This is a genomic window from Spirosoma jeollabukense, from assembly GCF_054777855.1.
Map to the genome: position 1 here is coordinate 77,646 of NZ_BAAHAD010000002.1, position 14,272 is coordinate 91,917.

At 49.3% G+C, this 14,272-nt stretch carries 8 protein-coding genes and 1 tRNA gene; 3 read left to right on the forward strand and 6 right to left on the reverse strand.

Annotated elements, in window-relative coordinates; translation table 11 throughout:
- Positions 1–444: a hypothetical protein gene (locus ACYVEA_RS08740; protein ID WP_461113047.1), complete on the forward strand. Its 444-nt coding sequence runs from the start codon at positions 1–3 to the stop codon at positions 442–444.
- A gap of 137 nt (positions 445–581) precedes the next feature.
- Complete coding sequence (gene dapA / locus ACYVEA_RS08745) at positions 582–1,478, forward strand: 4-hydroxy-tetrahydrodipicolinate synthase (RefSeq protein ID WP_461113048.1); 897 nt, start codon at positions 582–584, stop codon at positions 1,476–1,478.
- 63 nt (positions 1,479–1,541) lie between these two features.
- Here dapA and ACYVEA_RS08750 read toward each other — a convergent pair whose 3' ends face one another.
- The 4 genes from ACYVEA_RS08750 to ACYVEA_RS08765 all read right to left on the reverse strand — a co-directional run bounded on the left by ACYVEA_RS08750 (position 1,542) and on the right by ACYVEA_RS08765 (position 7,510).
- Positions 1,542–2,165, reverse strand: a complete 624-nt coding sequence (locus tag ACYVEA_RS08750) for a hypothetical protein (protein ID WP_461113049.1) — start codon at positions 2,163–2,165, stop codon at positions 1,542–1,544.
- A gap of 140 nt (positions 2,166–2,305) precedes the next feature.
- On the reverse strand, positions 2,306–2,503 hold the full coding sequence (locus ACYVEA_RS08755; protein ID WP_461113050.1) for a hypothetical protein: 198 nt from the start codon (positions 2,501–2,503) through the stop codon (positions 2,306–2,308).
- Positions 2,504–2,600: 97 nt separating this feature from the next.
- Positions 2,601–4,928 (reverse strand): carbohydrate binding family 9 domain-containing protein, encoded by a 2,328-nt coding sequence (locus ACYVEA_RS08760; protein ID WP_461113051.1) that lies wholly within the window; start codon positions 4,926–4,928, stop codon positions 2,601–2,603.
- Between the two features lie 26 nt (positions 4,929–4,954).
- Positions 4,955–7,510 (reverse strand): M14 family metallopeptidase, encoded by a 2,556-nt coding sequence (locus ACYVEA_RS08765; RefSeq protein ID WP_461113052.1) that lies wholly within the window; start codon positions 7,508–7,510, stop codon positions 4,955–4,957.
- Between the two features lie 182 nt (positions 7,511–7,692).
- Here ACYVEA_RS08765 and ACYVEA_RS08770 point away from each other — a divergent pair.
- Positions 7,693–7,764: transfer RNA gene (locus tag ACYVEA_RS08770), tRNA-Glu, on the forward strand.
- Positions 7,765–7,902: 138 nt separating this feature from the next.
- Here the strand turns inward: ACYVEA_RS08770 and ACYVEA_RS08775 are convergent.
- Together ACYVEA_RS08775 and ACYVEA_RS08780 are read right to left on the reverse strand one after the other, a co-directional pair.
- Positions 7,903–12,120: a PA14 domain-containing protein gene (locus tag ACYVEA_RS08775; protein ID WP_461113053.1), complete on the reverse strand. Its 4,218-nt coding sequence runs from the start codon at positions 12,118–12,120 to the stop codon at positions 7,903–7,905.
- 422 nt (positions 12,121–12,542) lie between these two features.
- Positions 12,543–14,168 (reverse strand): hypothetical protein, encoded by a 1,626-nt coding sequence (locus tag ACYVEA_RS08780; RefSeq protein ID WP_461113054.1) that lies wholly within the window; start codon positions 14,166–14,168, stop codon positions 12,543–12,545.
- Between the last annotated feature and the right edge of the window lie 104 nt (positions 14,169–14,272).

The following is a 14,272-nucleotide window of genomic DNA, read 5'->3' on the forward strand; positions in this document are numbered from 1 at the left end:
ATGGAACAGGAAACCAGTTTTGATGACATAAAAAAAATACTTGCCCGAACTGCCGAGATCACTGAACGCAATGCTAAGCTCATCGGTGACCTGGGGAATAAATTTGGCTCGTTTACTGAAGGCATGGCGTTTCCTTCAATGGAGAAAGTATTGCGGGAACGTTTCGGTATGACGACAGTTACCACTCGATATAAAACCCGGCGAGGTAGTGATACCATTGAGATTGATGTGCTGGGAATCGCCAATGGAGATATTAATACAGTAGTTGTAGTGGAAGTGAAAAGCCATTTGAAACACCGGGATATTGACCAAATGTTGAGAATTCTGAATCGCTTTACAGATTTTTTCCCGAGCAAAAAGGTAAGAAATTGTACGGCATTTTGGCCTTTGTTGATGCGTCAGACAATGTCATTAAAGAAGCTGAAAGAGCTGGCTTATACGTAGCACGAATTCATGATGAGCTTTTTGACCTGTTAACCTTACAAGGTTTTTCGCCAAAAGACTTTTCCACAGAGAAATGAAACACATAACTCCCGGCGAAATTCCCGTAACTTTGCGGTAATACATTCCTGTTTCCGCTAATGGATACTAAATTCCACGGTGTAGGTGTCGCCATTGTGACGCCCTTCAATGCCGACCAATCTATTGACTTCGACGGCTTCGGCCGCATCGTTCAGCACATATCCGATGGAGGTGTGCGCTACATCGTCCTGCAGGGCACAACCGGCGAATCGCCTACCGTGACTAAACAGGAAAAAGCCCAGTTGCTGCAATACCTCAAGGAAAATAACCCGAAGAATTTGCCTATCGTTTTTGGCGTTGGCGGTAACGTAACGGCCGATGTCGTGTCGGGGATGAAGTCGATTGATTTTGAGGGCGTCGATGCTATTCTGTCGGTTTGTCCCTATTACAATAAACCTGGGAAGCGGGGTGTCATTGAGCATTTTACGCGCGTGGCTGATGCGAGTCCGGTGCCGGTTATTCTCTATAACATTCCCTTCCGGACAGGTATCAATATGTCTGCCGAGACGATTTGCGAATTAGCGCAACACCCAAATATCATCGGTGTTAAGGAAGCCTCCTGCGTCATTGAGCAATGCATGGAAATTGCCCGCGACAAACCCGATGATTTTCTGCTGATCTCCGGCGATGACGTGCAGGGCGTCCCCATTATCAGCATCGGCGGTGTGGGTGTTATGTCCGTGATTGCCAACGCGTTCCCCGCTAAATTCAGCGGTCTCATCGACGCTGCGTTGAAAGGTGATTTTGCGTTCGCCCGTACCGAACTTGGCCACTTCCTACGTATCGATCCATTATTATATGAAGAAGGTAACCCTGTAGGCGTTAAAAGTATTCTGGAGATCCTTGGTCTGATTTCATCCGAAGTCCGGTTGCCGCTCATGAAAGCTTCCGACGATTTAGTCGAACGCCAACGGGCTGTCCTTCAGCGCGATGGACTGCTTGAACTGGTCGCTTAATCACAGATTTAAATTTATATTGATGGCTCCTCAACGTATCACTACGTTGAGGAGCCATCGTTTTTAGAATGTATAGCCCAACATGAAATTACCGGTTGGTGATACCGTGTTCTCATAATACTGAGCTACACCGATTCCCAATTCCAGATTCACATAAAAGTGCTTGGGCGCTGTGTGTTGAACACCCCAAAAAGCGCTGGCGCCTAAACCCTGAATATCAATGCTGGAGTTGTTAAAAAGGGCTGGTCCGACAAAGTTAGTTTTCAAGGCAAAATAACTACCCGAGTTATACCTGATAGATTTACCTGTCTCTTTCCGCTTAGCTAAATTGTAAAAACGGCGCAAGGCTACTGATAACTCTGGATTAATACTGAATGCGAGTGCTTTTTTGACGGTATAGCTATAGCCATTTCTCTCGTATTTATCCTCAGAACGAAATGAACCCACCAGTCGGAATTGAGAAACCAGCGTTGTTTGCTTCCCTAGCCGATGTTCGTTGAGGAAGCCCGGTCCTAGAAAGTCAATACGCCAGACGTCTTTTCTCAGGTAAGTTTTAGGAACGCTACGTTGCTGGCTAATGGTATCAGCCGCACTGGTCGGTACGTTTTGAGTAGGCCTGGTTGTCAGGGAGTCCTGAGCCTGACTCCAGAGGGGTACTAAAAAGAGGAGCAAGTAAAATTTATTCATCAAGTACGGTACGTAGGTATAGCAAACAAAAGTAGTGGTTTACCGGCCGTAATTAAAAAGTCATTAATCTCTTCTAAGGCATAAAAAAAGTCGACCTCTGATGAGAGATCGACTTCGTAATGTTTACCCTACTCTATATATCAGGAGTTTCTGCTACCGCCCCCACCAAACAATTTTGATACCACCCAGATGATGACGCCAATGACAACAATGACGCCAATAATGCCCGTGTAGGCACCTGCCTTAAAAATATCACCAATTGCTGCACAACTGGTCATGAACAGCGTTAAAAACAAAGCCACAAAGGCTGTTGGGAAAAAACGGAACAGAGATTTCATAGACGTTGACTGGTTTTAGTGTAGTCATTGAGCCGCCCTGCGTTGAACGGATTTCACAATTAACAGACACAAACACAGTTTGTTTAAACGCGCTGGCTCAGAGATTCCACCAATACGTCCATTTCAGGACCAGCGCTCGGTTTTTAACCGAAAAGAAGCCCGGTACGTCCTGCCCAATCTGCGCCGAATTGGGTAAGTAATTGTCGGTATATACTAGAAAAAAATCTGATGCGGGCTTATAACGCCATTGGATGCGCGCGTTCACGTTCATGTTTTTTTGCTGTTCGTTGTACTGCACAAACGTAGTCAGATACAGCTTGTTCGTAAGTGTCAGGTCGAAGCGCGGACCCACTAGCCAGAACGTGGTCTGACCCCAGGGTTGGGGCAGTCGAATGTCGTTGTAGCTTGCGCTGGCGGCCAGGCTAACGTAGGGCTGAAACCGGAAACCCAGATCGGCCGTCAGGTTCAGGCGTGTTCCGTTGGCGTAATAGCCACCATAACGCGACGAGAAACCATACGTGAATATACTTTGTGGTTTAGAGTCGAAGTCGGTTCCCCAGGCCGTCCAGTTGTGTTCTGTACCCGTCGCGAGTGTCTCACGGCCCGTATTGGTCGGATCGAAGGGTTGCAGGAGACGAACGTAGTCGGTGGCGACCCAGGCCGTAAAGACGCTTCGGCTGCGGAACGTAACGGCGTAGGTTAACACACTTTCGTTATCGCTTTGCCGCCAGGCTGGGTCGAAAAAGTAAGTGGACGTCAGGGTTGGTCCATGATTTAAGACACTGCTCCCTGTCGGTAAAAATGTGTACCCAATGGAGGCCGTTCCGCGTTCGTATCCCCGGCGCGGAACGTAGCCCGCTTCAGCTGTGTAATTTTTGCCTACGGACTCAACTTGCCCGCTGATCAGCCACTTACGGCTGAAATACTGCAAATTGGCGGCATAAACCGCATCGTCTCCCGGCTGGTCCGGGCTGAATGATTTCACATACAGGGCCTTTCCTGACCAGAGATTGTTGGCTGAGGCCAGATTATATTCCAGCCCCAGATTGCGGTTATAGCGCGAATACAGCGTTTTGTCGGCGACAGATTCGTAGGAAAGCGATTCTTTATTGACAAACATAAAGCCAATATTGGAGCGGGCCGACACGCGCCGTTGCAAGGCCATAACGGCAAAGTTCTGGGCCGGAAGTCCCGTAGCGTCAACGCGCCCGGTTTGCATATCCATCACACCTATCCGCCAGTCTTTGTTGAGTTTACCACTCAGTCGCGCGCCAAACCGGATGGGTACGCCCCCGAGACCAATCCGTCGGCTGAAAAATGGGCGAATCGTAGCGTAGCCAAAGTTGGTAAACTGGTCGCCGTTCTCCAGAAAAAACTGCCGCTTTTCAGGGAAGAACAATTCGTAACGATCGAGGTTGGTAACCTGCTGATCGACATCGACTTGCGAAAAATCGGGGTTGACTGTCAGATCAAGATTTAGGGACGACGTAACAGCCACTTTTGCATCGAGTCCGGCATTAAAGCGGTCCTGGGTTGGTACGTTGTTCTGGTAGTCACGGGTCAATCCGGTCAGGGCATAAGGAATAAGCGAGATGTTTGGACCGGGCTGTGGTGGTGGCTGATCCCAGACCAACACCCCCGTTAAGGCCAGCGACGCCGTTGGGAACTGCCGCTGAATGGGTGTCCAGGATGATTTTTCGGTGGTTTTCAGGTCTTGCCGACTAAAGTTGATTCCCCAGCGGGTGATGCCTCGCTTATACCGTATCGTTTTGAACGGAATCGCCAGTTCGAGCACGTAGCGATCGGGATAATTGCGCACCGATGACGTCCATTTATTGTCCCAACTCAGGTTGGCTTTGCCACCTTCGTAGAGCAACCCATCCCACTGTGCCCCGGCCGCGTTGGTGCCAAAGGTAAAGCCATTGGTCTGGTCGTCGAAGGTATCCATGAAAAAAATGAAATTGTCATTTTTGCCAAACGCCCAGTCGCGACGGAGCGATTCGACAATATAAGGCCCTGCTACGTTGCCATGATAGCAAACGGCGCTCAGGTAAACATTGTGGTCATCATACGCCATCCGAACGTCGGTGCGGACGTGGGCGCGACTGGTGTCCATCGGTAACACCATCCAGAAATCTGACGCCACTTCCGCATCCTGCCAGGCGGGTTCGTCAACGGCTCCGTCGATCACGATCTGGGATGTAGCGTGGCTGATATGAAGCTGATAGGATTCATTTTTCTTCTGGGCCAGCAGCGAAGAACTACTCACGAATAGCAAGCCGATAAGAAGAATCGGTAATGAGCGCACCGAATAAATACGTTTAGGGATGATTAATAAACAAAGGGAATCAGACTGCTGATTTACCCCGCCAGGACACAAAAAAGCCGCAACGAATACCCATTGCGGCTTTTTTGTTTTTGTCATTCTGACACCAAAAGGAATAACAAAAATTAATTCCCAACCATAAATACGGCATTGCCAAACAAAAGCTTGCCATTGTACCAGAAACCCCGGAAGAGAGGATCATCGGCCAGGTACACAATGCTTCCCCGTCCTAACGTTTGCACGCCCATCAATAGCGTATTTTTCAATTTTTCCTTGGCATTCCTTCCCGAAAAACCAGCTACATAATTGTCCGTTTTCAGGTAGCCCACATTCCAGCCATCCTTCAGGAAATCGAAATTATAGGCGTTTTGCACCAGCGAATAATAGCCATTTGTGAGACCAAAACCCAGCGGGTGCGACGTATCCATATTGACACGGTAAATGCTGCCCGGTATATCATCCGAAATGGCTGTCCGCTCACGATCGACATACAGTTTGAGTGAATCGGCTGAATTGCCTTTCCCTTTGTCTTTGGGCTTGACTTCTTTTTCCTTCAAGTCAAAGCCATCTTTCCCCGCCAGAAAGGACGTAGCGCGTTCCATGGCAATGAGTTTCCCCCCCGCCCGAATCCACTCTTTGATGCCCGTCAATACTTTTTCGTTCAGGAAACGGCCATAGCTATAGTTTGTCGGGAGAATCAACACGTCAAATTTGCTCCAGTCGACATTACTCAGCGAATTAATGTCGAGCAACGTAGCGGGGTAATTGAGTTCCTGGTCGAAAAAATGCCAGACCTCGCCCGCCGATGGGGGCGGGGTGCCGTCACCGATAACCACGCCTACACGGGGCGCTTTTAGGCCCGATACAAAATCGGAACCAAAATCAGAGCCTTTGGTCACGAATCCCGTTTGCACCGGCGTTACGTCGGCACCGGTTCGATTCGCTTCTGCCAGGACAACCGCACCAAGTCGATCCCCAAAACGCTCATTGCCGGTTCGAGCTACGATAAGTGTGCCCGATGGATACGTTTTTCCTTCCAGTTCAAACGGTTTTTCTGCGGCTCGTACCCTAACTTTTTGCTTTAGCAGGCCCGCCAGTGTCTGAACGGCTGGCATCGACTGCCAGCGAATAAGGTAAGCATAGGCTTTGGACGAATTCGCCGTCGTTGATTTGGGCGTCGTTGCCGTAGCGGTGCTAGACGGGTTAATTCGCGTCGTCAAACCATAGGTCTGCAACCCAAACGCATAAGGTAATGACCAGGCCGTGATGTCGTACGTGGCCGAATCTTCCAGCGCGGAATTCTGCTCGAACAGGATTTTTAACAGCGTTGATTTTGGCTGATAAGCACTGATCACGATATCGTCCGCATCAATGGCTACACTCTTATCGTTCTTCTGGCTGGTGTAGTTGAAGGCTGGTGCTGTGCTGGCCTTACCGGCATAGCCAAACGTAATTTTGTTGCGTTCCAGCAATTGCTGCAACGCTTTCAGTCGGCCAGCGTCGCCATTCGATTTGATGACGTAGCTCTTGTAGATACCAATGGGTGTATTTCTGGACTTGTCGAAAAACTGACCAAATTCTTTAACAACTTCGGCGGGTCGATCGGCTACCGATTCCAGTGTCGCGATGCTGGCCGTGTAATGGTGATCAATCCGTTGCCGGAGTGTGAGGGTGTCCCCGTCGTTTTTTTCGATAGCCAGCCCAGCCCGGCCGCTGCCGCCCTGCTCATAGGTCATGCCGATCGCGCCGTTGTACGTAGGATACGTATCGCCATAACTGGGATAGAACAAATCGAAACGTTCGCGCGTGTAGTAGAGCCAGCCATTGCGGTCGAAGTAGCGGCTGCAATACTCGCCGATCGTTTGCTGAAATTTCCGCTGGAAAGGCGTGATGTCTTCGTGATATGGTTTGGCCGATGGCGCAAAATAATAGGGGCTTTCGACGCCCATTTCGTGAAAGTCGCCATGCAGTTGTGGCATCCATTGCTGGTAGAGCGCCATGCGCTGCTGTGTAACTTCCTGCGTTTGCCAAGCCCAGTCGCGGTTTGGATCGAAAAGGTAATGCGTATAGCGCCCGCCCGGCCAGGGTTCGTTGTGTTCGCGGGCCGCAGGCGTGGGATTGGCCGCCCGGCCCAGCATTTGATTGTACCAGTTCACGTAGCGGTCGTGGCCGTCGGGATTCAGGCCGGGATCGAGGATCACCACGGTTGAATTCATGATTTTCTGAGACACGGCATCCGTAGTGTTCAATAACCGATACAACACCTCCATAAAAGCTTCGGAGCTAACGGCCTCATTCCCATGAATGTTGTAGCTAAGCCAGGCTATGGGGGGCTGGGGAGTAGCCGTTGGTGTTCCATCCAGCAAGCCAATACGTTTCAAATTATTGGTCCGAATTTCTTCCAGCCGGGTCATATTGGCTTCCGAGCCAACAGCCACCACCATCAATTGGCGGCCTTCATATGTAGTGCCATAGGGGAGGAGCTTAACACGGTTGGGAAGTTGGCGGGCTACCTGTTCAACATAGGCCAGTACCCGGTAGTGAGGAGTAAAGCGTTCGCCGATCTTGTAGCCCAGAAATTGATCGGGTGATTGGGCGATGCCTGAGGCAGGAGTGGGTGTTTGCGCATGCACTGACAATGACGCGACCAGTAGGCCCGCCAGCAGCAAGAGGTGTTTCATGAATGTGATGAAAAAATGGAAATGCTAACTTCCTCAAAAATAGCAGTAAATCGCTCAGGAACCCTTTTTTTGGAAAAATTTTGACGGGCAGTGTTGCATTATTAAAACATAGCCTTACCTTTGCACCACGTTTCGCCAACACAGCGGCAATAAGCCAAAAGGTTGGGTCTTTTTAACAAGACGGCCGATTCGTCTAGCGGTTAGGACATCGCCCTTTCACGGCGGTAACACGGGTTCGATTCCCGTATCGGTCACTTCCTAACAAATTCGCCCTAATCAATCTGATAGCCAACGCGCTGGTCATGAGTTGATTAGGGTGTTTTTCTTTGTTACACCAGACCCGAACAGGATTCGATCTAGTGTAACAAAGAAAAAATTCTATGGGTAGCCAATTAATCCGTAAGGATAACTTTCCGACTTAAGCGCTTGGAACCCTGGGTTAGTATTAATACATACGTTCCACGGCCCAATTGATCCACCATTACTTTGATGATATTTTCGCCGGGGATAATCTGATGGATCGTTTGGTGTACCGGCTGCGCTGCCGCATTGATCAACTGTAGCGTGGCTTCTCCGGCAGCCGCTGCGTTGTAGCGAACCCATATACTTTCCCTGGCTGGTACAGGATAGGCCTGCATATACGACACCTCAATGCCCTTCTCTTCGGTAGCGGCTACTCGTGCGCTGGCCAGGGATATCGTTGTAGGATATAATCGTTCCTTTGGAATTATAGTCAGCGATTGACCAGGATAAGCCCACCCCAGCCGGGCAGTAGCCCCACCTGTATAATCGAAATAGTCCATCTGAATATCATACCGCTGCCCTGCAACCAGGTCTATTGCCGTACCGTTATTCAATACTGACGGGTGGCCATTCCAGTCATTGATAAGAAGCTTTCTGTTTACCCAAAGGCGCACTCCATCATCGGTGTCAGTACTAAAAATGTACGTACCAGTTACAGGTGCTTCCACCTGGCCCGTCCACCGGGCAGAAAAGTTATCGGTATTAATAACTCCAGCCGCTGGTGTGCCGTCGCCCCAGAAAAAATCTACCGTAGCGTCCGTGCGGGTTAGTGTATAGGGCGCTGTCAGCGTATTATTATTGAAGTATTCTGCTCGTAACCCTGTCCCACTATTGGATGCAACGGAAGGGGGAACTAGGGTTGGGGGGGCTGGGGTAGGCTGGCTAGTAGCCACGCGCCAAAATGCCGAAGCTGGAATAACTTGTTTTGACAGGCCAGGGCCACTGTAATTTACCGTCAATGCCTGACCGCCACCCCCATTGAAGTAGACGATTGTCAGCGCATGTAACCCTGCTTTCAAGCCAATTGTTCCTGATCGTTCCTGATCACCATGAACTCCATCATTGTTCACCACTTCGGTAGAGCCAATGAGTAGCTTGGTCCCATCATCGGAAGAAGTGTAGAAGGTATATACCCCATCGGTTGGCACGCTGACATAGCCGCTAAAGCGAAGGCCGAAGCTATCCTCCCGGTTACGCACCGCAATTGTTGGGGTGCTGCTGACGCCCGTCTTGACTGGGGTTAGCGTATTGAAATTAGGCAGGCTGGTCCAGTAGCTTTCGTAGTAACTGTAATCCAGGCCCGTTACAGCGTTGGCTGGGTTGTCCGCATCACGTAGCGTCACGGCAGGTGGCTGAGGAGCTTGACTGGTAGCCACGCGCCACAGGGATGAGGCCGGAATCTCCTTCTTGTTTGCCCCCGGACCACTATAGCTCACTTTCAACGCCTGACCACCATCAATTTGTAAATAAAGCACGCTCAGCGCATGCAGGCCAGCTTTTAGCCCAATTGTTCCTGACCGTTCCTGATCGCCATGTCCGCCGTCATTGTTCACCACTTCGGTAGAGCCAATGAGTAGCTTAGTGCCATCATCCGAGCTACTGTAGAAGGTGTATACCCCATCGGTAGGTACACTGACGTAGCCGACAAAGCGAATCCCGTAGTTATTGTCACGGTTACGTAGCCCCAGCGCGGGTGTACTACTAATTCCTGTTTTAACAGAAGTTAGCGTATTGAAGTCAGGCAGATTACTCCAGTTACCTTCATAGTAGCCATAGTCCAGCCCGGCTACGGCGTTGGCTGGGTTGTCGGCATCCCGTAGCGCCACCACAGGTGGCTGAGGAGCCTGATTGGTGGCCACCCGCCATAGGGATGAGGCCGGAATCTCCTGCTTGTTTATACCCGGACCACTGTAACTCACCGATAGAGTCTGATCGCCACCCCCCTCAAAATAAAGCACACTCAGCGCGTGCAACCCCGCTTTCAGGCCAATCGTACCCGACCGCTCCTGGGTAGCATGCCCCCCATCATTGTTCACCACTTCGGTCGTACCGATCAGGAGTTTGCTACCGTCGTCGGAGTTGGTGTAGAAGGTGTATACCCCATCGGTTGGCACGTTGACATAGCCGCTAAAGCGAAGGCCGAAGCTATCGTCACGGTTACGCACCGCAATCGTTGGGGTGCTGCTGACGCCCGTCTTGACCGGCGTTAACGTATTGAAATTAGGCAGGCTGGTCCAGTAGCTCTCGTAGTAGCTGTAATCTAGCCCGGCTACGGCGTTGGCCGGATTGTCGGCATTACGCAACGGCGTCTGGGCGGTAATATCTTTAAACAGGATGATCGATGAAAAGGCAGGAATGGTTATCTGGCCCGTTACTACGTTATTACGGGCATCCCGATAGATACCATCGAGCGAAACCTGGATCGCGTTTGCCGTTGGATTCGCCGTGAATTTGAGGTAATCATCCGGGTTGCCAGATGAATAGGTGACGGGACTGTTGCGTGTTGAGGGATCTTTTCCATACCGGTTTTGCCAGTCCGAGAGCGAAATGTCCGCCCCAGTCGTGCTATTGTAAACCGCTCTGATTGTATAGACATCTTCAAAAGGGCGCGCATACACATTGTTATCAAACTGACCAAAGCTGGCTAAATCATTCTGGCTCGACTCATATTTTACATTGAACTGGGTTGCCAGACGGCTGACAAAAATATTCGCCTGGACCAGGTTATTACGTGGCTGGCAACCGCCGGCACTGGTGATTGCAAACTGCCCTTCACCATTGTTGTACGACGTATTACCCGTCATTTTAATGTTGGACGAGCCATGCAGGTAGAAACCCAGCCCCCGACAGTTATAGACCGAATTACCTGTGACCTCGATATTCGTAGTGCAATCGTCGAGGTAAATGCCGTTAGCGCCGGAATAAGCGCCACCCGGCGTTCCCTCCGGAGACCCTACGCCATTATATACTACGTTCGACAGCAGCCGAATATCTGACATAGCCTGTTGGTTGCCATTCCAGATATACAAACCGCTTCCATCACTTTTGGTCAGACAGAAGTTGCTGATCTGATTCCGCTGAACGGTCGTGCTGTTCGAGAAATTGAGCGCATTGTACCCGATGTTATCCAGCACATTGTTTTCAATCAGGGTGTTGGCGGTAGTGGCCGACTGAAACCCGACGTACGTTCCGTCACCGCTTTTACCCCGGCCTGCAAAAAGACCAATGCGCCGAATGGTATTTCCCCTGAACGTAACGTTCTGGTAGGGCGAAATGTCAACACCGTTGTTATTGATGTCCTCAATAAGGTTATTCTCGAATAACACCTGACTACCGCTTCCTTTCAATAGGATACCGTCCTCGCCCGATTGCGTGATGTCGCTATTGGTGATAACCAGATTAGATCCGTTCGTAATCAGCAGGTCGCACGCTACTGCCTGCGTGATCTGTACATTACGGATGGTCACGTTCGACACATTCGATAAATTTACCGCTTCACTGAAAACGGTGGCCGTAATGGTATGACCGTTAGGGCTCGACTGGGTGTCATACACCTGGATCTTTTTGGTGGCTGGGTTGTAATACCATTCCCCTGCCTGATCGAGGGTAGCCGGGTGGTTCTGGATAAAATACCCCCAGTTGTCACTTAGGTCGTAGGTACCCGAACCGTCTAGCGACAGGGTATTTCCGTTCTGGCCCGTAATGGCAGCGCGGTTCAGTATCCATTGAACGGGTCGGAATACGGCTTCTCCACCCGTCCAGTTGGTCGACAGCGATTGCTGGCTGGTGAGCTGGGATTTACCCGCGTGTGATTGCACGGTGAGATACCCTTTATTGGATGCGTCAGGATTCGGATACCGACCCAGGGGCAGAGCCGAATTGTCACGATACAGCCCCGTTACCCGATCCCCACAGGAAGGGCAGTCGGCCTGCCAGATATTATTACCCAGATTTGTCCAGTTGCTGACCGGCACGGACCCCGCCAGAGACGGTTTGTTCCCGGAACCGTACGCGTCAATTACGATGGGGTTATTCGGTGAGCCCGACTGCCGGAGTTGCAGATTGCCTCTAAAGGTATCACTCCGCCGGAACAATACCTGATCTCCGGGCTGTAATGACAGACTATTGATTTTCGCTATTGATTGAAAAGGGGCGCTCATTGAGCGGCCATCGTTACTGTCATTCCCCACATTAGCAACGTAGTACGTTGTTTGTCCAAAGCTGGTTGACAGAATAGAAAGGATCAGTAAAAAAATAGTAGGGACATACCAAATTCGCTTTACCGTTGCTAGATAAATAGATTTCATTAGGCTACGTACAATGGATGAGTTATAAATGAGTTACGTCGATAATCAGGTATAATCCACCAGGCTATATACTGATCATTCGAAATATAAACCCTTATTAACAAATTTCCATTTACGTATCGCTAAACATGCATAATTTTAATAAAAATAATAATAATTATACAAATGTAAATCAATATCGTTACATAAAATAACACGCACATATCAAAATTAATTTATTAAAAGGTAGGTGCCTTATTTTTTAGTAAGTATAAGTACTGATCATTTAATGAGCATGAGTAATTTCAGATAGCGTCTGCGCTAAAATCAGGCGAGCTACTTTCGTCGGGACATGAAAAACTGGCCAGGGAATTAGTCTAACCGCGGGTAAGAAAATTGGCTGTGTGTTTATTATCGTATAAGCCAGTGTTCGTAAGTCTATTTCAGGGAGCCTTTTCTGCCCGTACCACTGGCATGGCCGGTTGCCTCGCTGGCTGTTCAAACGCGTCGCTATTGGTATTCAGGAGATAGCGGCAGAAAGGCTGATTACCAACCCTACCCACAAACTGATCAATAAGTATCCCTTTGTTATACTTATTCAGCGTCTTAATCTGGTCATACAAAAATGTGCGATCTTTTATCTTGCCCTTAACCGATGATGGAACTAGCGGACTATCACTAAACTTAAAGCGGTTATTGAGCGTATACACCACATGACTGCTTGTAAAGAACAGCGATCGGGCCATTTCTAACGCAGGCGTAACGCTGCCAATCAACAAAAATACGGCTATGGGTAATTTGCTGGCTAAGCTGTGTGTGTTATCGAAGAGAAACTTGAGCGTGAGCGCCATCAGAATAAACAACGCAGGGATGGAAGCCCGCATCGAGAAGTCACTATTCAGGCCTATTTTAACGAATGGAACAACGAGAAGCACACAAATACTCAGTAACAAAAGATCGCTACGTTGCTGCGAATAAAGCCACAAACCCAGAATGCCCGCTTCCAGCAGAAAAAAAGTGGCGTAGTTGAGCGGATCGTAGGAAACAATACTCCTGAGCGAACCGGCCTGGTTCATGGTGAAATACAAACCTGTGACCCCAACCACCACCAGCGCGCCTACCGTATTGGGGATACTTAAATACTCGTCTACCAGGGATTTAAAGCCAACTTCAGCTAGTCGGCGGATCAATTGGAATAATACAAAAGGCACCAGGCCAATGGTTCCGAGCGGAGCTTGAAAGAGCGAAAGAGCGATGACAAAGAACATCGCTTTTTTGCCGGTGTTGTTGATCAACAGTAAGATTGTTAACCAGATCGGAATGGTCTGATTGAAGACCCAGTAAAGCAGGGTCGTGTTGGACGAAAACTGGGCGGGTACGTTGATTGAATTTGCCCATCGTTCGATATGGGCAATAATGCCCAACTCTGGCACCGAGCTACCGGCATAAAGGGCAATTAGTGACCCAACAATGTCAAGCCCGCTCCAGAAGACAAGCAGCAGCGCAATTTTGTAGGAGACTTTTTTGACATATTGACACAGCAGCGCGAACGTTAGCAGCAAGCCAAGAAACGACCAGAGATACAGAAAGATATTCCCAACTGTCCAGCCCAGCAGCTTACCAATCAGGGCGGCAGGTAACCAGTAGCCAAAGTAATAAACAAGCAATAAATGCTCATTGGCTATGTGATGGGTTGACGGGTAAATATCCGCGTTGTACACAACGGGCCATGGTTGCTCAATCAAATCCCGAAAAATAGCATTCCGCACTTCAAAGTCGGAATTCTGATAGGAAAAACCACCAATGCCGGAAAACACCAGCCAAACGGCCAGAATAGCGGCACTTATCCAGAGTTGTTTCTTCTGGATGGCCTGTAGCTCAATCCGGAGCGACGAGCGTGTAAACCGCTGAAACGATACAACCAGGCAGTAGCTTAAAATGGCACCCAGCAGTAGTGAATAGGGTAATCTGAGCCAAAACAGCGTAAATAAAAGAAACGGCAACAACAGATAAATTAAGGCTGCTGAATAAACAAGTTTTGATACTGAGCCCATATGTAGTTGTTTCATGACGTGAGATGGCCCAGGTTATCTGAGTCCGTTTACTGAAGCATTTCGACTAGAATTGCTCTGATAATCATCTATTTAGTGATCATTTCTTGACAAGAAAGGGA

What these genes read in the sequence shown, in the direction of transcription:
- dapA (WP_461113048.1), top strand. Translation starts at nt 582, where the DNA reads ATGGATACTAAATTCCACGGTGTAGGTGTCGCCATTGTGACGCCCTTC.
- ACYVEA_RS08755 (WP_461113050.1), bottom strand. Translation starts at nt 2,503, where the DNA reads ATGAAATCTCTGTTCCGTTTTTTCCCAACAGCCTTTGTGGCTTTGTTT.
- ACYVEA_RS08740 (WP_461113047.1), top strand. Translation starts at nt 1, where the DNA reads ATGGAACAGGAAACCAGTTTTGATGACATAAAAAAAATACTTGCCCGA.
- ACYVEA_RS08775 (WP_461113053.1), bottom strand. Translation starts at nt 12,120, where the DNA reads ATGAAATCTATTTATCTAGCAACGGTAAAGCGAATTTGGTATGTCCCT.
- ACYVEA_RS08780 (WP_461113054.1), bottom strand. Translation starts at nt 14,168, where the DNA reads ATGAAACAACTACATATGGGCTCAGTATCAAAACTTGTTTATTCAGCA.
- ACYVEA_RS08760 (WP_461113051.1), bottom strand. Translation starts at nt 4,928, where the DNA reads ATGACAAAAACAAAAAAGCCGCAATGGGTATTCGTTGCGGCTTTTTTG.
- ACYVEA_RS08765 (WP_461113052.1), bottom strand. Translation starts at nt 7,510, where the DNA reads ATGAAACACCTCTTGCTGCTGGCGGGCCTACTGGTCGCGTCATTGTCA.
- ACYVEA_RS08750 (WP_461113049.1), bottom strand. Translation starts at nt 2,165, where the DNA reads ATGAATAAATTTTACTTGCTCCTCTTTTTAGTACCCCTCTGGAGTCAG.